The organism is Sphingobium xenophagum, assembly GCF_031457465.1.
In the GTDB taxonomy this organism is placed as follows: domain Bacteria; phylum Pseudomonadota; class Alphaproteobacteria; order Sphingomonadales; family Sphingomonadaceae; genus Sphingobium; species Sphingobium xenophagum_A.
In genome coordinates, this window is the sequence record NZ_JAVDWV010000014.1 from 93,031 (window position 1) to 112,376 (window position 19,346).

16 protein-coding genes are annotated in these 19,346 nt (G+C 62.9%); 12 read left to right on the top strand and 4 right to left on the bottom strand.

Features of this window, described 5'->3' with window-relative positions; translation table 11 throughout:
- Positions 1–187 precede the first annotated feature (187 nt).
- Both J2W40_RS15240 and J2W40_RS15245 read right to left on the bottom strand, forming a co-directional pair.
- Complete coding sequence (locus J2W40_RS15240) at positions 188–2,701, bottom strand: ABC transporter permease (protein ID WP_310226309.1); 2,514 nt, start codon at positions 2,699–2,701, stop codon at positions 188–190.
- Positions 2,698–3,399 (bottom strand): ABC transporter ATP-binding protein, encoded by a 702-nt coding sequence (locus J2W40_RS15245; protein ID WP_310226310.1) that lies wholly within the window; start codon positions 3,397–3,399, stop codon positions 2,698–2,700. The genes J2W40_RS15240 and J2W40_RS15245 overlap by 4 nt, the downstream gene beginning before the upstream one ends.
- Between J2W40_RS15245 and J2W40_RS15250 the strand changes: the two genes are divergently transcribed.
- On the top strand, positions 3,398–4,111 hold the full coding sequence (locus J2W40_RS15250) for an arylesterase (RefSeq protein ID WP_310226314.1): 714 nt from the start codon (positions 3,398–3,400) through the stop codon (positions 4,109–4,111). The genes J2W40_RS15245 and J2W40_RS15250 overlap by 2 nt on opposite strands.
- Before the next feature lie 54 nt (positions 4,112–4,165).
- Here J2W40_RS15250 and J2W40_RS15255 read toward each other — a convergent pair whose 3' ends face one another.
- Positions 4,166–5,338 carry an FAS1-like dehydratase domain-containing protein gene (locus J2W40_RS15255; RefSeq protein ID WP_310226317.1) on the bottom strand — a complete coding sequence of 391 codons (1,173 nt, stop codon included), beginning with the start codon at positions 5,336–5,338 and terminating at the stop codon, positions 4,166–4,168.
- 51 nt (positions 5,339–5,389) lie between these two features.
- Here J2W40_RS15255 and J2W40_RS15260 point away from each other — a divergent pair, with 51 nt between their 5' ends.
- From J2W40_RS15260 to J2W40_RS15285, 6 genes are all read left to right on the top strand, one after another.
- Positions 5,390–6,076, top strand: coding sequence for a nuclear transport factor 2 family protein (locus J2W40_RS15260; protein ID WP_310226319.1), 687 nt, complete (start codon positions 5,390–5,392; stop codon positions 6,074–6,076).
- Positions 6,077–6,089: 13 nt separating this feature from the next.
- A complete protein-coding gene (locus J2W40_RS15265; protein WP_310226321.1) occupies positions 6,090–6,971 on the top strand; it encodes an SDR family NAD(P)-dependent oxidoreductase in 882 nt (293 codons plus the stop codon).
- The gene (locus tag J2W40_RS15270) at positions 6,961–7,509 is read left to right on the top strand and encodes a nuclear transport factor 2 family protein (protein WP_310226323.1); all 549 of its coding nucleotides are present in this window, start codon (positions 6,961–6,963) and stop codon (positions 7,507–7,509) included. The genes J2W40_RS15265 and J2W40_RS15270 overlap by 11 nt, the downstream gene beginning before the upstream one ends.
- Positions 7,510–7,945: 436 nt before the next feature.
- Positions 7,946–9,136, top strand: a complete 1,191-nt coding sequence (locus tag J2W40_RS15275) for an AAA family ATPase (protein ID WP_310226325.1) — start codon at positions 7,946–7,948, stop codon at positions 9,134–9,136.
- Complete coding sequence (locus tag J2W40_RS15280) at positions 9,133–10,149, top strand: ParB/RepB/Spo0J family partition protein (protein WP_310226327.1); 1,017 nt, start codon at positions 9,133–9,135, stop codon at positions 10,147–10,149. The genes J2W40_RS15275 and J2W40_RS15280 overlap by 4 nt, the downstream gene beginning before the upstream one ends.
- Positions 10,150–10,304: 155 nt before the next feature.
- The gene (locus J2W40_RS15285; RefSeq protein ID WP_409050389.1) at positions 10,305–11,492 is read left to right on the top strand and encodes a replication initiator protein A; all 1,188 of its coding nucleotides are present in this window, start codon (positions 10,305–10,307) and stop codon (positions 11,490–11,492) included.
- Between the two features lie 480 nt (positions 11,493–11,972).
- Here J2W40_RS15285 and J2W40_RS15290 read toward each other — a convergent pair whose 3' ends face one another.
- Complete coding sequence (locus J2W40_RS15290) at positions 11,973–12,983, bottom strand: hypothetical protein (RefSeq protein ID WP_310226330.1); 1,011 nt, start codon at positions 12,981–12,983, stop codon at positions 11,973–11,975.
- 257 nt (positions 12,984–13,240) lie between these two features.
- Between J2W40_RS15290 and J2W40_RS15295 the strand changes: the two genes are divergently transcribed.
- From J2W40_RS15295 to J2W40_RS15315, 5 genes are all read left to right on the top strand, one after another.
- Positions 13,241–14,689 (top strand): NAD-dependent succinate-semialdehyde dehydrogenase, encoded by a 1,449-nt coding sequence (locus tag J2W40_RS15295; RefSeq protein ID WP_310226332.1) that lies wholly within the window; start codon positions 13,241–13,243, stop codon positions 14,687–14,689.
- Positions 14,690–14,716: 27 nt separating this feature from the next.
- On the top strand, positions 14,717–15,388 hold the full coding sequence (locus J2W40_RS15300) for an SDR family NAD(P)-dependent oxidoreductase (RefSeq protein WP_310226334.1): 672 nt from the start codon (positions 14,717–14,719) through the stop codon (positions 15,386–15,388).
- A 213-nt stretch (positions 15,389–15,601) separates the two neighbouring features.
- Positions 15,602–15,862, top strand: a complete 261-nt coding sequence (locus tag J2W40_RS15305; RefSeq protein WP_310226336.1) for a hypothetical protein — start codon at positions 15,602–15,604, stop codon at positions 15,860–15,862.
- Between the two features lie 159 nt (positions 15,863–16,021).
- On the top strand, positions 16,022–17,692 hold the full coding sequence (locus tag J2W40_RS15310; RefSeq protein ID WP_310226338.1) for an FAD-dependent oxidoreductase: 1,671 nt from the start codon (positions 16,022–16,024) through the stop codon (positions 17,690–17,692).
- Between the two features lie 80 nt (positions 17,693–17,772).
- A complete protein-coding gene (locus J2W40_RS15315; protein ID WP_310226340.1) occupies positions 17,773–19,338 on the top strand; it encodes a right-handed parallel beta-helix repeat-containing protein in 1,566 nt (521 codons plus the stop codon).
- Positions 19,339–19,346 lie beyond the last annotated feature (8 nt).

Sequence of the window (19,346 nt, forward strand, 5' to 3'; positions counted from 1 at the left end):
AAAAGCGCAAGCTGGCGTTGGAAACCGATCAGGGCTGCGCCCCACCTTCATCCTCCCCTTTAAGGGGAGGATGAGTTGAGGGCGTGCAGTCTTAATCCACTCTATTTCTAGCCCGGCGGTAGCGGCAGGTTGCACCAAGCGCATAAGGCCGAACCGCGCTTGGTGCCGTTTGCGTGGTGCGGCACGTTCAAAGCTGCCGCAGGGCGGTGGCCGGGCGCACCGACAGCAAGGGGATTGATCCGGCGAGGCCAATGCCGAGCGTCAGCAATGCGCCGCCACCGAGCGTCGCGAGGACGATCAGCCAGTCGGGCGACCAGGTGAAATCGAAAATCTGGACGATGACGAACCAGGCCGCGCCCGACCCAAGCGCCAGCGCGACCAGCGCCAGCATCATGGCGAGCAGGCCATATTCGAGCGCCTGGCCCCCCAATATCTGCCAGCGGGTTGCGCCGAGCGTCTTCAATATCACGCTGTCATAGCTACGTGCCTGACGCGAAGCGGCGATGGCTCCCACCAGCACCGCGATCCCGGCAAGGATCGCGACCGAGGCGGCCGCGACGATGGCGGCGGACATTTGCGTCATGATCGCGCCAACCTGCTCGATCACTTCGCCCACGGCGATCACCGACACGCCAGGGAAGGCGGCGAGCAGCGCGCGCGTGACCTGATTATCCTGGCGCGGGTCCATGGTGATGGTCGCGGCCAGGCTGTGCGGCGCGGCGGACACGGTGCCGGGCGAAAAGACCATGATATAGTTGAAGCCCATCGTCTCCCAATTGATCTTGCGCAGGGAGGCGATGCGTGCGGTGATTTCACGCCCCAGCAGGCTGACGGTCAGCGTGTCGCCGACGCCGATGCCGAGCGTCTTGGCCGCCTCCGCATCGAACGAGACGAGCGGCGGCCCGGCATAATCGGGCGCCCACCATTGTCCCTCGACCAGTTCGCTGCCTTCGGGCAGCGTCGTGCTGTAGGTGATGCCGCGCTCGCCGCGCAGGAACCAGGCACCGTCGGGCAGTTCCTTCAAATCCGTGACGCGCTGATTCCCATAGGCGACGATGGTGCCACGCAGGGCCGGGACAATGTTGAACTGCGCGTCGGGGGCTTGGGCGCGCACGATCGTCTGGAAGCGGTCCCCCTCGCCTGATGGGATGTCGAGGACGAACTGGGCCGGTGCCGTCTTGGGCACGACGTTGCGGATTTCACTGTCGAGGCTGGTCTGGATACCCGCCAGCGTCACGAACAAAGTGAGCGCGAGGCCAAGCGCGACGATCAACGCGGCTGTCTGCGCACCGGGGCGATGGAGATTGGCGAGCGCGAGGCGGAGCAAGGGCCGTCGCGGGCGTGGCGCGCGCAGGGCGAGTTGGCGCACGCCCCAGCCGATGCCGAGCAACAGGAGCAGGACGGCTGCGGTCGCGCCGAGAACAGCGGCAGAAAAGAGCGGGTCGCGCGCGGTGCCGAGCGCCAGCGCCACCAACAGCGCGCCTGCCCCCGTCATGGCGATCAGGCTACGCCGGTCGATGCCGTGCCGCGCATCAACCACGCCACGAAAGAGAAGCGCGGCGGGCTGAGTCCGGGCGCGGGCGAGCGGCGGCAGGGTGAAGAGGAAGGCGATCAGCAGGCCATAGGCGGCACTGGTGACGAGCGGCAGGGCATGGAGTCGGAAGCCGGGGCTGACCGGCAGCACGTCGCCCGCTAGCGCAACGATGGCAGGCGGCAGGAGCGCGCCGACGACCAAGCCGCAGGCGATGCCGAGCAGCGCGACGCAGCCGATCTGGAGCAGATAGATGCGCGCAATGTCGGTCGAGGTCGCGCCCAGCACCTTGAAGGTTGCGATGCCGGGGCGTTTGAGTGCGAGATAGGAAGCAACGCCATTGCTGACGCCAATGCCTGCGATGACCAGCGCGGCGAGGCCGATGAGCGAGAGAAATTGGCCCATGCGGACGATGAAGCGGCTGGCGCCGGGCGCGGCGCGGTCGCGGTCCTTATATTCCCATCCGGCCGAGGCGTAGCGTTTCTCCAGATCCTCGCGCACCGCCTGCGCGTCTGCGCCGGGAGGCAAGCGGAGGCGATATTTGCTGTCATAGAGGCTGCCGGGCTGGATCAAGCCGGTGCGGCGCAAGCCTTCCAGCGAGACGATCGCGACCGGGCCAAGGGTGAAGCCTTCGCCCAGCCGGTCGGGCTCGTCGGTGATGATGTCGGCGATGGTGAAAGTGGCGGTGCCATAGACCAGCCTATCGCCGGGCTTGACGCTCAGCCGGTCGGCCAGCGCCGGGCCGATGAGGATGCGGTCGGGGGCAAGCGGCGCGCGGTAGACGCCGCTTTGCAGGGCCAGCGTGCCATAGAGCGGATAGGCGTTGTCCACGCCCTTGAGTTCGGTCAGCACGGCGGCCGAATCCGGCCGCTCGCCGCGCGCCATGGCGCGCAGGCGGATGGTTTCGCTCAAGCGACCAAGGCGACGGAAGGCGGCCTTGTCGCCCTCCCCCGCTTCGCGCTGGGTCATGGCGATTTCGACGTCACCGCCGAGCAGCCCCTGCCCCCGTTGGCTCAATTCCTGCGTGATCGCCGAGGTCAGGCTGCCGATCGCGGCCAGCGTCGCCACGCCCAGGAACAGGCAGAGGAAAAGCAGGCGCAGTCCCCGAAACCGGCCAAGCAGATCGCGCCGGGCGATGCGCCAACTCGACGCCCAATCAAGCGCGCTCACGCCGCGCGATCCGACACGATCTGGCCGTCGCGCATTTCGATGATCCGGCCGCAGCGGTCTGCCAGCGCCGGATCATGGGTGATGATGACGAGCGTTGCGCCCGCCGCGCGCTGGCGATCGAACAACAGGTCCATGATGGTGACGCCGGTGGTCGCATCGAGATTGCCGGTGGGTTCGTCAGCGAACAAGATGGTTGGACGCGGCGCGACGGCGCGGGCGATGGCGACGCGCTGCTGCTCCCCGCCCGATAATTGCGATGGATAATGATCGATCCGGTGGCCAAGCCCGACCGCGCGCAGTTCGTCGGCAGCGCGCGCGAAGGCATCGGACACGCCCGCCAGTTCGAGCGGCACGGCGACATTCTCCAGCGCCGTCATGGTCGGGAGCAGGTGGAAGCTCTGCAACACGATGCCGATGCGACCCCGCCGGGCGCGGGCCAGCCCGTCTTCGTCCAGCGCCGTGAAATCAATCCCGCCGATATGAACATCGCCGCCGCTGGCGCGTTCCAATCCGCACAATACCGCCATCAGCGAGCTTTTGCCTGATCCCGATGCGCCAAGAATGGCGAGGCTTTCACCCCGCATCAGGGTGAGATCGACGCCCTTGAGGATCGAGACTGGCGCGTCGCGCGTCCCCAGCGAGAGGGTGACATTGCGCGCACAGATCGCGATAGTGGCGGGGTCGATAGGCATATGCATGAAGAAGGAGCGCTCCTTGGCGGGCAGATTATCGCAATATGGGGCGTTGGCGCTGATTGTCCAACTGGCGAGCGGCTGTTCGGACAGCGCGCCGCCGCCGCCCCCGGTCGCCAACAGCGCGCAGGCTGCGCCCGGTGCTACGCCAGTGGCCGATGGCAAGCTGGTGGTGGCGTTTGGCGACAGCCTGTATGCCGGCTATAATCTGGACCAGGGCAAGGGGCTGGCCCCGATGCTGGAGAAGGCTCTGGCCGCACGCGGCATGCAAGCGCAGGTGGTCAATGCCGGGGTGTCGGGCGATACCAGCGCGGCGGGTCTGGCGCGGCTGGCCTTCACGCTCGACGGGCTGGCGCGCAAGCCGGACCTGATGCTGGTGGGGCTTGGCGGCAACGACATGCTGCGAGGCCTGAGCCCTGAGACGACGCGCGACAATCTCGACGCGATCCTGGCGGAATTGAAGAAGCGCGATATTCCGGTGCTGCTGACCGGCATGTTGGCCTCGCCCAATATGGGGCCGGATTATGCCGCCGCCTTCAACCCGATCTTCCCGACGCTGGCCCAGAAATATGATGCCACGCTCTATCCCTTCATGCTCGACGGTGTGATTGGCGACCGGGCGCTGCAATTGCCCGATGGCATCCATCCCAATGACAAGGGGGTGGAAGTGATCGTCGGCAAGCTGACGCCGATCGTTGCGGCGCAATTGAAAAAGTAAAAAGAGGATAAGGGGCAGAGCGCCTTATCGCACACTCCGCCCCTTATCCTTCCGTCAGGCAGGCTTTTTGGGTAATTCGACTTCGGCCTTGGCGGTCGCCAGCGTGACGCCCGCCTGATTCATCAGGCGACAATCGACCTGCACCATATGGCGGCCTTCCTCATCGACGAACTTGTCGAGGATGGTGCCGGTCGTCACCGTAATATCGCCTGTCAGCGCAGGCCCGCGATAGTTGCAGGCGGAATGGCGCACCATCCCCCATTCCCCCGCCCAGCCCGCGAAATAGTCGGTGATCCAAGCCCCCATCGACGCGCCATAGCCATAGCCGCGCGGCATGCCGATGAAGCGCGCCCAGCGCGGGAAGAGATGCCCGCGCGACGGGCCGAAATAGGCACCGTCGGTAAATTCGGGATTGATCGCTTCCATCACCGGATCATTTTCATGCCCTGCCATCTCCTTGACGAAGCCCAAGGCTTCCATGTCGAGGTCGGTACGGCGATGGGTGCCACCCCATTGGGTGAAGGTATAGGCGCGCCATTCGGTGGTGAAGGAGACGATCGAATGCGGGCCGATCACCCGTTCAGGCAGGGCTGCGCCGATCGTCACATCGTCCCACCAGCGTCGGTCATGACCCAGATCATGCAGCATCTGGATCCATTCCATCTTGCGCGCTTCGAGCGATTCCAGATCCTCGTCGGTCCATACCGGATCATCGAAGCCATCGGTCGGCGCATTATCCTTGCCCGCTTCCTGATTGTAGCGGATCGTCGTCGAACGCTGCTTGCAAATCAGGTCGCCAGCCTGGTTATAATAGAAATTGTCGCCGCGCTGGAAACAGGTGGGGCCAGCAAATTTGGTGTCCTTGACGGTATAGTCGAAGGGAATCCGCTCGTTCCAGATGCGGTCGCCGCCCTGCATGCGCGGACCATAAAACCACCATTCGTCGCCGCCGAATAGAAGATGGCTGTTGGGAATGCCGCCGACGCAGGCGGGTGCGGACCCATGGCCGCAATCCATCGTCACGGCAAAGCTCTGCGGCGCGACCAGCCCGCCCCAGCGGCTTTGCGCGGCATAGCCCGCATCATAATGGAGGCGGTTGGGATAGTGCATCGCCTGCACCCAGCGGCGGATGTCGTTATTGGCGATCGGCTCGACCATACGGGCGGGCTGGATCGGCTTGCCCAGATATTGGTCGATATCCGAACAATCTAGCGTCGGGCTGCTCACACTGTCTCTCCTGCTCATGATCCGCCCCTTCCTGAGCAGGGGCACGCCCTAATGATGCACGCGCAGGCAGCGATGGAAAACCGGCTTGGCCGATCGAAGGCGGGGTTATCGCCGGGCCGATATCCGGGCGCGCTGCTGTCGAGCGGGTGCGAAGCCGTCCATATCGGGTCCATGGCAATTGCGGGAATGAGGGAGATTGGAGCCATGGCTGATGGCGAAGCCTGGCGGCCGCTGGCCGACCGGATGGCGATAGGCGATTGCCTTGCGCGGCTGGCGCGGGGCGAGGACCGGCGCGATGCGGACCTGATCCGCAGCAGTTTCTGGTCCGATGCGACGGTCGATTATGGGATTTTCGCGGGCGATTTCGACGCCTATCTCGCCTGGGTCGTGCCAGGGTCCGACGCGATCGCCGCAACCCAGCATATATTGGGGCAAAGCCTGATCCAGATCGACGGCGATGGGGCGAAGGTCGAAACCCATGTCAGCGCCTATCACCGGATCAATGCGGGCGAAGGCGCGCGCGATATATGGCTCGGCGGACGCTATCTCGACGCGATGACGCGACGCGATGGCGTCTGGCGGATCGTGAAACGGACCATGGTCTATGACTGGTTTCAGGATGCAGGCGCTGCGGCCGACTGGTCGCAAGGGTTGATGGGAATGCCGTTCAGCGCGCCGCATTTCACCGGACGGGTGGCGGGCGATTTCAGCGCCATATTTTTCGCGCAAGCCGATTGAGGACAGATAGGCGATGGGACAATTGACAGGCAAGGTGGCCGTGGTGACGGGCGCAAGCCGGGGTATCGGCAAGGGGATCGCGCTTGCGCTCGCCGAGCAAGGCGCGACCGTCTATGTGACCGGGCGCACGGTCACACCAAGCGCGCATGACCTGCCCGGCACGGTCGGCGAGACGGCGGCACAATGCGATGCGCGCGGCGGACGGGGGATAGCGGTCGCGGTCGACCATGGCGACGACGCGCAGGTTGCAGCGCTGTTCGACCGGGTTGCGCAGGAACAGGGTCGGCTCGATATACTCGTCAATAATGCCTTCGCCTTGCCCGAAGACCTGACCACCCCCCTGCCCTTCTGGGAAAAGCCGCTGTCCAACTGGCAGATGGTCGATGTCGGGGTCCGATCCAATTTCACCGCCGCCTGGCACGCGGCGAAGATCATGACGCCGCAGCGGTCGGGGTTGATCGTCGCCATTTCGGGCTATGTCGGCGTTACATATACTTATGGCACGATATTCGGCACCGCCAAATCGGCGGTCGACCGGATGGCGCGGGACATGGCGATCGAGCTGGAGCCGCATGGCGTTGCGTCGCTCTCGCTCTGGCAAGGGCTGACCTTTACCGAGCGGGCCAATCGCAACCTGGCCGCCAATCCGGACATGAAGGCGCGCACCGTCACCAACCCGCTGGTCGGCTGTTCGCCCGAATTTCCGGGGCGCGTCATTGCTGCGCTGGTGGCCGATCCGGCGATCATGGCGCGGTCGGGCGGCACCTTCATCACCGCCGAACTCGCGCAGGATTATGGCATTAGCGATATTGACGGGAAGACCATCCCGTCCTTGCGGGCCGAGCGCGGTTCACCCATCTGGCGGCCAATCGCGGAGGCTGGCCATGGACGCTGAGCGTATGGCGCGACTGGACGCGCTGCTTGATCGGCAGGATATTGCGGACTGCATCGTCCGTTTCGCGCGCGGCATGGACCGGTTCGACCGAGCCTTGTTCCTATCGGCCTTTCATTCCGACGCGACCATTGCCGCCGGGCCGTTCGTGGGTGGAGCCGAGGCGCTCTATGACTGGGCGACAGGGTTGCACGAGGCCGGGCAGGAGGCGACGCATCATAATCTGTTGAACCAGACCATCGAGATTGACGGTGCCCAAGCCCATGTCGAAACCTATTATCTGTTCGTCGGCCGCAACCGCGATGCAACCAATTGGGTTGCGGGCGGTCGCTACCTCGATCGGCTGGAAAAGCGGGCGGGCCACTGGAAGATCGCGCTGCGCACCAATATCATCGAATGGTCGGGCGTGGTCCCTACCCTGCCGTTACCCTTTGCCGACTGGCCCGGCATCACGGCCAATGGCGTATCCAGGCGCGATGGCAGCGACCCGTCCTATCAGCGACCGCTGGTGAATAACCGGCCTGCCCATGTCCCTGAATGAGCGATATCCGACGTGTTATCGACACGGATGCATCGTGGTTTCGGAATCGCTTGGTCGTGCTATCGGATTGGATCGGACGTGGGATCGGTTTCAGCGGTTGTTCTGCGACTCGTAATGACGGTTGGGTTACAGGCGCATGACGATGGCGCTAACTCTGCTAATCTCCGAATAAATCCCCTAAGCCGATTGACGGGCGAATGGGGGCTAGGTTTGCTATCGAGACCACACCCAGCGCGTAGATAGAGGTTGAAGGGCTATCAGGCAGGAGCAAGCCCCTTCCGCTACGCGACATGGCAAAGGTTGTTGTTTGAGGCTGTTGCAGTGCAGCAAGTAGCAATTCCCAGCAGTCATCTGCTACGGTTTGACTTTGACGCGAAAATGAAGGCATTAAACGCCAACCATTTTCAACAGTCGTGATTCGGCGCTGAGGGGCATCATGTCGTTTACGGTCAACACATTGCGTAACGTAACCACCGCGTGCCAGCAAATGCGCGATCATATCAAGACGATCGTGTTCCGGCCGGACAACCACAAGACACTCGACATCACCTTTGGCCCGACTGTCGCCGCTGAACTGATCGGCCGGACGCCCGAAGCACTCGCCAAGGCGGAGGCTAAGGGGCGCCTGCCCCAGCCCAAGCAGCAGGCCAATGGCCGCCGTTACTACACGCTCGAAGACCTGACCCAGATTCGCGAAGCGTTGGGCATTCATGTCGGCAAACAGGCTGACGAGGATGCGGTCGTGCTGGCGGTGCAGAATTTCAAAGGCGGGGTCGGCAAGAGCACGATCACCAAGCATCTGGCGGACTATCTCGCCTTGCATGGCTATCGCGTGCTGGTGATCGATTGCGATCCGCAGGCATCGACTACGACCATGTTCGACATTCAGCCTGAAACGCTGATCGACGATGAACAGACATTGGGGGCGTTCCTGTCGCCGCGCAGTACTTTCAGCGACTTTTCGCAGACCATCCGCGATACGCCCTGGCCCACGATCAAGATCGTGCCGTCGAGCCTGGGTTTGCAGGATGCGGAATGGGATTTGACCGCGACGTTACGCGAGGGCGGCCAGGCGGTGCGTGAGGGTTTGCAGGCGCTGCGCATCGGCATTGCCAGCGTGACGAAGGATTTCGACGTGATCCTACTCGATCCGCCGCCAGCCATGGGCTTCCTCGGTCTCAACGTGATGGCCGCCGCGACTGGCCTGCTCATTCCGGTGCCCGCGCGGCAACTCGATTATCTGTCGACCATCCATTTCATGGATACGATCGCGGACAATATCGAAATTCTCGAAGAAAATGGCACGCCGGTCGATTATGGCTTCATCCGCGTCGTCTGTTCCGCCTTTTCGCCGAGCAAGCCTGGCGAAAATGACATGTGGCGGATCATGCAGGCGACCTATGCCGGATTGCTGCTGGGGCAACCCATCCTCGCGTCCGAGGAAATCAAGAACGCGACCCAGGCCTTCCGGTCGATCTATGAATCCAAACCGTCCGCATCACACCAGACCTATACGCGGTGCCGTGATAATCTGGACGCGGTCTTTGCCGAAGTCGAACAACAGATCCGCCAGCAATGGCCATCGACCAGCCTGACCGCTGACTCCAGCGTGGGCGTGGCGGCATGAGCCGTCGTTCTCTCATCAGCGAAGCTCTGGCATCAGCGCTGAACGATCCGGCCCCTCCCCCGGCCACGGCCGAGGCCAGCCCGGCTGCCCCGCGCACCAATTTCACCAACAAGCGGCTGGAAGCCTTTGGCGAGGCGGCGCGGATCGTCAAGCGGCCGACGATCCGGTTGAAGCCGGCTGAATGTTCGGTCTGGCCGGGCAATGCGCGTGACTATTCGATGCTGGACGAGCATCGGCTGCGTAGCCTGATCGATTCGATCCTGGCCGAGGGTAGCAATCGCGTGCCTGCGGTGGTCCGGCGCACGCCCAATGCGGAACTGCCTTACGAACTGGTCACGGGAACGCGGCGGCACTGGGCGATCGCCTGGCTCAACGCCAATCACTATCCCGACATCGAACTGATCGCGATTATCGAGGATCTGGATGACGAGGCGGCGTTCCGGCTGGCGGACATCGAGAACCGCGAGCGCGAGGATATTTCCGACCTTGAGCGCGGCATGAACTACAAGGCGGCGGTCGATAATTTCTATGGCGGCGTGCAATTGCGCATGGCCGAGCGGCTCAAGATTTCGAAGTCGCAGCTATCGCGTTATATTGCGCTGACCGAAATTCCCCCTGCCCTTGTCAGCGCTTTTCATTCGCCCATGGATCTTCAGGCGAAATATGCGGAGAAGCTGTTGCCGTTGCTGCGCGATCCGTCTTCGCGGGCGAAGCTAGAGGCGGCCGCCGAGCAGATCGCCTCCGAGCAAAGTTTTCGCCGATCAGGGGATGAACAGCCGATTGCCGGGCCGGAGGTGATGGCGCGTTTGCTCAAGGCCATGGTTGCCAAGGGCCGTGCCCAGAAGGCCGCGATCGAAAGCCCGGTTGGTGCTGCGATCGGTCAGGTAGAAAAAGATCAGCAGAAGATATTGACGCTGTCCCTGTCGCCATCGGACTTGTCGGTTGATGAGATATTGGCAGCGCTGCGCCCTATCATCGAACGGGCGAAAATTTGCACGGCCAAGCGGCGCTAGGCATAGACAAGAAAAGCTAAGAATAGCCATATTATCGTTATATTTCAGATTGTTATATGGATTTTCCCCCTGGGGGGAAGGCAAATGGGATCATCGTGGTGGAACAGGAGAGCGAACTCAAGACGGCGCTGAAAGAGCGCAAGGTCCAGTTCGAAATGTTCTTCACCCTGCCTGATTTCAGCGATATTTCGCTGCGCGATTATCAGGAAACGATGCAGCGTCCCTTCTTCAGCCTGTCGAAGCGCAGGCGCGTGAAGCCCATCGAATATATCAGTCCCGACAAGTCGGTGACGGTCCATGTCTCCGCCAACCCTACCTATGGGATGGCGACGATCTGGGATGCGGACATCATGATCTATCTTGCGTCCCACCTTAACGAGTTGCGCGAGCGCGGGCAGAATGAGTTGTCGCCTGTCATTCGCATTCAGCCCGGTGATTTGCTCAAGCGCATATGCTGGGGCACCAGCGGGCGCGCCTATGAAAGGCTGGTGAGTGCGCTTGATCGACTGCAGGCCACCACGATCAAGACCAATATTCGTGCTAGCGCCAAGAGCCGTGAGACGACCTTTTCCTGGATCGACAGCTATACCCATTTGGTCGATGAGCGCACGCAGCGGTCGTTGGGCATGGAGATCACCCTGTCGAAATGGTTTTTCGATGGCGTGATGGACAAGCGCAATATTCTGTCCATCTCCCCGCTCTATTTCGAAATTACGAGCGGCCTCGGCAAATGGCTCTATCGCGCATCGCGCAAACATGCGGGCGGCAATGGCGCGGAAGGGTTCACCATCGGCTTTGAAACCCTCCACCAGAAGAGCGGTAGCGAGAGCAGCTATCCCGTGTTCAAGCGCAAGCTGCTGGAACTGGCCAAGGGCAACGACCTTCCCGACATCAGCCTGGAAGTGATCGACGGCGACGGGGCGCGGCCCAAGATGAAGATGGTCATGCGTCGTCACCTCGCCGAACAGCCCACCCGCAAACGCAGAACGCCTGCGAATGCAATCGGCGCGAAGGATGATATGGTCGATGCCGGCCTCGCGCTCGGACTCATCTCTCGCGTGTCGGAAGGCATGCGAGTTGCCGATCGGCCTGCCCGCGTCAGCGCGCTGACAGGTGGCGCGCGACCCCCCTCCCCTGCCCGCAGCTCCAGCGCCAGCAAGATGCTCGATACAGATATCTATGCTGCCATTCGGGCTGATTTTCCGGGTTGGGACTATGACGAACTAATGCGGCGGTTCGACGCCTTTCTCGGTGAAAATCCCGCCGAACTGCCACGCAACTATTCCAAGCGCTTCTATGGCTTCGTAAAGGAGCATCATCGCCGGAACAAATATCGGCTTTGATGGAAGAGGGACGGCTATCGCCCTCCCCTATCGTCTTTCAACGTGTTTTCGGAATTTCAAGAAAACTAGATGCGTTCCGCCTATATCGGCGGGCATCCTTCAGCAGACAGGTCGAAGACGGCGCAATTGCGTGACTTAGGCAGCTGGGCTTTCGAACCTTGCGGGTCGCAAGCGCTTTACCGAGGCGATTCTGAAAACACGTCGAACAGCAGGATGATGATCGATCCACGCGACTGACGCCATATCGGCCTTGGGCTATCCCGCCAGGCCTATTGTTAGTCCGCGCTGCACGCTGCCGTGAACGTGTTTTCAGAATCACGCCGGCGGGCTTTGCGTGATGCCTCCAATTTCTCTTTCACGACATTCGCGTGCCTATCGAGCAGAACAAAAAGAGAAATTACGAAATTTGGCCGTGAGAGCCGTCTAGAGCGCGATGCGCTCTTCGGTACAGCTTTGCACCTGACACCGCCTTGTTGGCGCTCAGAGGGCTTCTGGCGAGGTCTCATTTTTTCCGTCGGATGACCAAAATTCATCCTCATGCCAATTTTGATGCAGGGTAGAGGAGGGCAGGGGGCTGTAAGATAGAGACACAGGCATCGCATAGCTGCGATAGCTTGCCTGCCCGGATTGTTCGATCAGCAGTCCAAGATCGGTTGCAATCGTCAACAGCTTGATCGCACCTGCCGACGTCAGGCCCAGCGCGGCGGCCACCTGCCGACTGGTCAGGCGAGGCCGTGCCATGGCGAGCAGCAGCACATCCTTCAATTTCCCTGGACGCCGCCGTCCGGCAACATGGCTCATCGCGCGCCGCGCATAGCTCCGTAACCGCATTTCCAGGTCAAGCTGGACCTGCGCACCCGCCGCGATGGCCTTCAACCAAAGAAGCGAAAGTTCATCACCCTGAGACAGTAACCAAGGGGCGTGGCTGCGTTCAAGGCCCATCGCCGTCAGCCCTCCGGCCGAGCCATCCCATCGCCCCGGCCCCCAGCGATCGCCAATCAACAGGCTCGCCACCAGATCGCTCCGGCCCAGTGGGGCGCGGTGGCGCCAGAGGCGGGCCAGATCGGCACCGTGAAGAAGGGGCGGGGAGGGGGCCAAGGCGCGGACGTCCCGTTGCCATCGCTCGATGGCAATCAGCTTACCCTCGACAGTCTGCCCATCAGCTAGCGGATACCAGTCTTGTCCGAGCCAGCGTAATAGCGCAGGTCCATCGTGAATCAGCGCGTCCAGGCTGATAGCGGTGCCGATGCTATCACGCGCCAAGCTCAGATCGAAAGGCGAGGTGGAGACCCCCCCCCTCGCGCTCACTTCGATATCCAGATCGTCCAGCACCTGTCCGTCGATGCGGGCCAAGGCCTGCCGCTCGGCGATCAGGCACCGTGTGCGCCAGGGGTGGCGCACAGGGCTGAGCCGTCGCCGTTCTTCGATCCGTTCGATCGCCGCCTGCGCCTGGGCATAAGCGAGAAGCATATTATGATCGGGAGACGCCATGGCTATGATCCGATACTACGCAGTGAGGTTCGATCCCTACGCGAATTGCAAAACTATCTAAATGTAATATATACAATATAATACATGCTATAAATAAACGATAAACTAGATATAGAAAGTCACGAATAGGATCGCCGTGTCGATCCTTCGGCAGGCGGTCATCGGGCGCGTTGACGCTGGGATGGGTGCCGATCATCTGTGCATCCTGTTGCTGCCCCGCTGCGTTGATGGCGGACACGCTATTTAGAGGTGCCTTCATGACCATTGCCCTTTCCGACCGCGATCTGCTGCGCCAGCAATGCCTGATCGACGGCGCATGGACCGGTTCGCCCAGCATTGCGGTCACCGATCCGGCGACGGGCGAGACGATCGCGTCCATTCCCGATCTGGGCGTGGCGGAAACACAGGCGGCGATCGCGGCGGCGGATGCGGCGCTCCCGGCCTGGCGGGCGAAGACGGCGGCCGAGCGGTCGCGCATCCTGCGGCGCTGGTTCGACCTGCTGATCACGCATCAGGATGACCTGGCGATGATCCTGACGCGCGAGCAGGGCAAGGCGCTGGCCGAGGCCAAGGGCGAGATCGGCTATGCCGCGAGCTTCATCGAATGGTTCGCCGAAGAGGCCAAGCGTCTCTATGGCGAAGTGATCCCCAGCCACCGGGCCGACAGCCGCATCGTCGTCGTCAAGCAACCGGTCGGCGTCGTCGCCGCAATCACGCCCTGGAATTTCCCGGCGGCGATGATCACGCGCAAGGCGGCACCGGCTCTGGCGGCGGGCTGTACGATGGTGCTGAAGCCCGCGACCCAGACACCGCTGACCGCGCTGGCGCTGGCGGTGCTGGCTGAGAGAGCAGGGGTGCCAGCCGGCGTGTTCAACGTCGTCACCGGATCGTCGCGGGTGATCGGCGGCGAACTCACGGCCAGCCCGCTGGTCCGCAAATTGAGCTTCACCGGATCGACCGAGGTCGGCAAGACGCTGATGGCGCAATGCGCGCCGACGATGAAGAAGCTGTCGATGGAACTGGGCGGTAACGCGCCCTTCATCGTCTTTGCCGATGCCGACCTGGATGCGGCGGTCGAAGGGGCGATGGCGTCCAAATATCGTAACAGCGGCCAGACCTGCGTATGCGTCAACCGCATCCTGGTGCAGCGAGAGGTTGCGTCCGCGTTCGAACAGAAGCTGGTCGCCGCCGTCAAAGAGCTGAAGGTGGGGCCGGGCACGCAGGAGGGCGTCGCCCAAGGACCGCTGATCGACGATAAGGCGGTCGAGAAGGTGGAGGAGCATGTCGCCGACGCGCTGGCCAAGGGTGGCCGGATCGTCACCGGAGGGCATCGCCACGCATTGGGGCGCAGCTTCTACGAACCCACTGTCGTTGCAGACTGCACGCCCGACATGCTGTTGGCGCAAGATGAAACCTTCGGCCCGCTCGCGGCGCTGTTCCTGTTCGATACGGAGGAAGAGGCGGTCGCACTCGCCAATGATACCGAGGTCGGGCTGGCGGGCTATTTCTATACCCGCGACCTGGCCCGTGCCTGGCGGGTAGGGGAGGCGCTGGAGGTCGGTATGGTCGGCATCAATACCGGGTTGATCTCGACCGAGGTGGCGCCCTTTGGCGGCGTCAAACAGTCCGGCATGGGCCGCGAAGGCTCGCGCCATGGCATAGAGGATTATGTCGAGATGAAATATATGTGCATGGCGGGCCTTTAAGGCGTGGACCAGAAAGAGGGCAGGACGATGACAGGCATAGTGGCGGTAACCGGCGCGGCGGGCGCATTGGGGCGCAAGACGGTCGAGATATTGGGGGCTGCCGGGTGGACGGTCGTGGGCATCGATCTGGGCGAGGTCGCTGCGGACGGCGTTGCGCTGGCTCTCGGCGGGGTCGACCTGACCGATGAAGCGGCGATGGCCGGCGCGGCCGCGCGGATTTCGGCCGAATTGGGCCAGCTCGATGGGTTGGTGAACATCGCGGGCGGCTTCGCCTGGGAAACGGTGGCGGACGGCAGCGTTGCGACATGGGATCGGCTCTATGCCATGAATGTCCGCACGGCGCTGATCGCCAGCCGCGCCCTCTTGCCGCTGCTCACCGCCAGTCAGGGCGCGATCGTAAATATCGGCGCGGCGGCGGCGACGAAGGCAGCGGCGGGGATGGGGGCCTATGCCGCGTCCAAGTCCGGCGTCGCCCGGCTGACCGAAGCGCTGGCGGAAGAGGTGAAAGCGGAGGGGGTGCGGGTCAATGCGATCCTGCCGAGCATCCTCGACACCCCGGCCAATCGCGCCGACATGCCCGGCGCGGACTTTGGAAGCTGGGTAACGCCAACGCAACTGGCGGGGGTGGCGGCTTTCCTCCTGTCGCCCGCTGCAGACGCGATTACGGGTGCGCTGATCCCGGTCACGGGTCGGGTTTGAAGCTCTGGGGCGCTTAATGTGAACCGGAGATGAAAAATATCCAAATCTATCGGATATTCCGCCAACATGCGGTAAAATTCTGATGCTAAATTCCGTATCGGCGCGGTGAAAGCCCCTATTTTTCGGCGCTTTTTGGAATTGGCACGCTCCCTGCAGAGCTGTCGGCATGATCCACAACGGATCGCCACACAGTGTTCAGGGAAGATAATCATCATGAAGACCATCGCTTTTGTCGCCGCCATCGCCGCCGCCACCGTCGCCGTTTCGGCTGCTGCCACCCCCGCTTTCGCCCAGCCCACCGGCACCTATGGCCAGGCCAAGGTCAGCTACGACCAGAAGACCGAGCGCTATTGCTTCAAGGAAGCCGTGACCGGATCGCTGATCCCCGTCACCACCTGCCAGTCGAAGGAAGAATGGGCGCAGGCCGGCCTCAACATCAACCACAAGTCGGCGGTTCAGCTCGCACAGCGCTGAATGTCTCCGGCCCGGCGGCCGCCCGATCCGGCGGCCAGCCATCCTGACGGCGGGCGGTGTCCATCCTATGATGGGCATCCCCGCCGTCGCGCATTTGGGCCAAGGCCCGCCCCCCCCTTGCCACTATCGCTAGTTGCCCCGCGCCGTTGGAAGACGAGAATGGCGGGACAAAAGACAGGGGAGGGAAGGGCGAAGAACGACATCGACGTGATCGTGCTGGGGTCGGGCGCGGCGGCGCTGACGGCGGCTGTGACGGCCCATGAATATGGCGCGCGGGTCGCTGTGTTCGAGAAATCGGACAAGATCGGCGGCACATCGGCTTGGTCCGGTGGGCAAATCTGGATACCCAATCACCCCCATATGGCCAAGGGTCGGACCGATAGCCGGGAAGAGGCGCTGGCCTATCTGAGCGCCTTGTCACATGGCATGATCGACCCGGCGATGGCCGAAACCTTCGTGGATACGGGTGCGGACATGATCCGCTTTCTGGAGGCCCGCACACCCGTCCAATTCTACAGCATTCCCGATTTCCCCGATTATCATTCCGAATTTCCCGGTGCCAAGCGCACTGGCGGACGGACGCTGGGATGTCCGCCCTTCCCCTATCAGGAGCTGGGCGACTGGTCCGACCGGATGGAGGCATCGCCTTATTATCCCGACTATACCATGACCGTCGGTGAAACGACGCTAGGCCAGCCCGTGCCTCAGCCCGCCAGTGCGGAGGTCAAGGCACAGCGGCGCGCGGTCGATGCGCGCGGCATGGGGGCGGCGCTGGTCGGGCGGTTGATGAAAGCCTGCCTCGACCGGGGCATTGAACCCCAGACCCGCAAGCGCGCGATCGAACTGATCATGGACGGCGCGGCCGTGGCGGGGGTGCGGTTCGAGGATGGCAGCACGGCCCATGCGCCCAATGTCGTGATCGCGACCGGCGGCTTTGAATGGAACAAGGATCTGGTACGCGCCTTCACCCGCGGGCCGATGACGCATCCGGTGTCGGTGCCGACCAATAGCGGCGATGGCCTGAAAATGGCGATGCGGGTCGGCGCGATGCTGGGCAATATGCGCGAAGCCTGGTGGATGCCGGTGATCGAGGTGCCGACCGATCTCAACAGCATGGGGCGCCAGCTTTTCACCTATGAACGGACCATGCCCGGCGGGCTGATGGTCAATCGCAAGGGCAAGCGATTCACCAATGAAGCCTCCAATTACAATGCGTTCGGCGCGGCTTTCCATGAGCAGGATGTCAGTGCCTTCACCTATGCCAATCTGCCCTGCTGGTTCATCTTCAACGCGGCCTTCTATGGCACTTATCCATTCCTTGTCGGCGGGCTGACCGACAATTTCGAGGCAGGGTCGACACCGCCGCAATGGGTGCCGGGCGCACCGACGCTGCGCGCGCTGGCGGAGCGGGTGGGCATCGACCCCGACGGCCTCGAAAAGACGGTGGCCCGGTTCAATCATCATGCCGAACAGGCCAATGATCCCGATTTCCAACGGGGCGAGGCGAATAACGACCTGTGGTGGGGCGACCCGCGCTGGCGCGGAGACAAGCGCGCGACGCTGGGGCCGCTGGGCGATGGCCCCTATTATGCGATCGAAGTGAAGTCGGGCGCGCTGGGGACCAAGGGCGGTCCGTTGACCGATACCCGTTCGCGCGTCCTCGACGTGGATGGCGCGGTTATCGAGGGGCTATATTGCGCCGGCAACGCGATGGCGTCGCCCATGGGGATGACCTATGGCGGCGCTGGCGGAACGCTTGGCCCGGCCATGGTGTTTGGCTATCTGGCGGGCAAGGATGCGGGCGGGCGCAGCGGGGGCATGACGGGTTAAAGGCGCGTCCCTGTTTCGTTAAGCATCGGTCCAGTCTTGGCCTGCCAGGATTGAAACCGATGCCATGAGACAGGGGATACATGCGGCTATTATTGGACGGAACATTGCGGGGCCTGGGTCGACGATCCTGTGCGCTATTGGTCGCGTCGCTGCTTGCGACCGGCGCGGTCAGCGCGCATGCGGCCAACTATTATATCGACGCCAATCTGGGCCAGGACAGCAATGACGGGTCAGCCACTGCGCCGTGGCGGTCGCTTGGGCGAGTCAATGCCACGACCCTGCGGCCGGGCGATCATATCTTCCTCGCCGCCGGATCGGTATGGAAAGAGCCTTTGGTCATCACCCGGTCGGGCCGCAGGGACGCGCCGATCACGGTTGGCGCGACCGGCATCGGCCAGCGTCCACGCATTGACGCGGGCGGGGTTGCGGAACATGGCGTCGCCATCATGAATGCGGAATATGTCCGCGTCAGCGGGCTGGAAGTTACCAATGACGGCCCACCGGCCGGATCGCGCTTTGGCGTGCTGGTCGCGGCGCAGGACAGCGGGGTCATGCGCGGCATCCGCATCAGCGACATGTATATCCATGACGTGCGCGGCACCAATGACCGCAAGGATAATGGCGGCATCGTGTTCAGCGCGCTTGGTCCCAAACGGCCGACCCGGTTCGAGGACATCCACATCGAGCGCAATATCGTCTGGCGCGTCGACCGGTCGGGCATTGCCGGGATCAGCGACCAGGTGACGAAGCAGCGCTGGTTCCCCAGCGCCGGGGTGGTGATCCGCGACAATCTGGTCGAGGATGTCGGCGGCGACGGCATCGTCCCGCGCGGGACGGACGGCGCGCTGATCGAGCATAATATCGTGCGCTATGCGGGCAGCCGCGCGCCCGGTTACACCGCCGCGATCTGGCAATGGAGCACGGACCACAGCCTGATCCAGTTCAACGAGGCTGCCTTTACCCGCACCCGTTATGACGGGCAAGGGTTCGATTCCGATTTCAATTCGCGCCGCACGACGATCGCCTATAATTACAGCCATGATAATGCGGGCGGCTTCCTGCTTGTCTGTTCGCCCAAGCGTAGCGATCAGGATAATCTGGGCAATCGCGGCACGGTGGCCCGGTCCAATGTCAGCCGCAATGACGGCAGCCGGGCGTTCCAACTGGCAGGCACCGTCACCGATGTGCTGATCGAGGGCAATGTGGTTCATGTCGGCCCGAAGCAGGATATTCAGATGGTGATCGCCACCCAATGGGATGGCTGGGCCAGCGACGTCCGCTTCCGCAACAATGTCTTCGCGGTGGCAGGCACGGTGCGCTACGGCCATGAAGTCGGCCGCAACGGGCCGGATTATCTGATCCAGCCCGGCTTTGGCCCCGCCACCCAGATCCGCTTTCAGGGCAACCGCTATCTTGGCCGCCATATCGACCCGCCGCAGGACGAGAAGGGGGTGATGCAGCCCAACTATGTCCCACCGCCGGTAGATTGGGCGGTGCCGGTGTTCGATCCCGCCAAGCCCGATGGCTTTGCCGCCTTCATGGTGCGGCATCGCGGCTGGATGGAACGGATGCTGGCGCGCGAACTGGGCGCGCCGGTCACGCCGCTGGAGCCGATGCAGACATCCTTTGTCGAATCGCGGCGATAGCGGGCAGG

Bases quoted from the DNA above. Each gene is read 5' to 3' on its own strand.
- J2W40_RS15250 (WP_310226314.1), top strand. From the start codon at position 3,398: ATGAAGAAGGAGCGCTCCTTGGCGGGCAGATTATCGCAATATGGGGCG.
- J2W40_RS15245 (WP_310226310.1), bottom strand. From the start codon at position 3,399: ATGCATATGCCTATCGACCCCGCCACTATCGCGATCTGTGCGCGCAAT.
- J2W40_RS15260 (WP_310226319.1), top strand. From the start codon at position 5,390: ATGATGCACGCGCAGGCAGCGATGGAAAACCGGCTTGGCCGATCGAAG.
- J2W40_RS15265 (WP_310226321.1), top strand. From the start codon at position 6,090: ATGGGACAATTGACAGGCAAGGTGGCCGTGGTGACGGGCGCAAGCCGG.
- J2W40_RS15270 (WP_310226323.1), top strand. From the start codon at position 6,961: ATGGACGCTGAGCGTATGGCGCGACTGGACGCGCTGCTTGATCGGCAG.
- J2W40_RS15275 (WP_310226325.1), top strand. From the start codon at position 7,946: ATGTCGTTTACGGTCAACACATTGCGTAACGTAACCACCGCGTGCCAG.
- J2W40_RS15280 (WP_310226327.1), top strand. From the start codon at position 9,133: ATGAGCCGTCGTTCTCTCATCAGCGAAGCTCTGGCATCAGCGCTGAAC.
- J2W40_RS15285 (WP_409050389.1), top strand. From the start codon at position 10,305: ATGTTCTTCACCCTGCCTGATTTCAGCGATATTTCGCTGCGCGATTAT.
- J2W40_RS15290 (WP_310226330.1), bottom strand. From the start codon at position 12,983: ATGGCGTCTCCCGATCATAATATGCTTCTCGCTTATGCCCAGGCGCAG.
- J2W40_RS15295 (WP_310226332.1), top strand. From the start codon at position 13,241: ATGACCATTGCCCTTTCCGACCGCGATCTGCTGCGCCAGCAATGCCTG.
- J2W40_RS15300 (WP_310226334.1), top strand. From the start codon at position 14,717: ATGACAGGCATAGTGGCGGTAACCGGCGCGGCGGGCGCATTGGGGCGC.
- J2W40_RS15305 (WP_310226336.1), top strand. From the start codon at position 15,602: ATGAAGACCATCGCTTTTGTCGCCGCCATCGCCGCCGCCACCGTCGCC.
- J2W40_RS15310 (WP_310226338.1), top strand. From the start codon at position 16,022: ATGGCGGGACAAAAGACAGGGGAGGGAAGGGCGAAGAACGACATCGAC.
- J2W40_RS15315 (WP_310226340.1), top strand. From the start codon at position 17,773: ATGCGGCTATTATTGGACGGAACATTGCGGGGCCTGGGTCGACGATCC.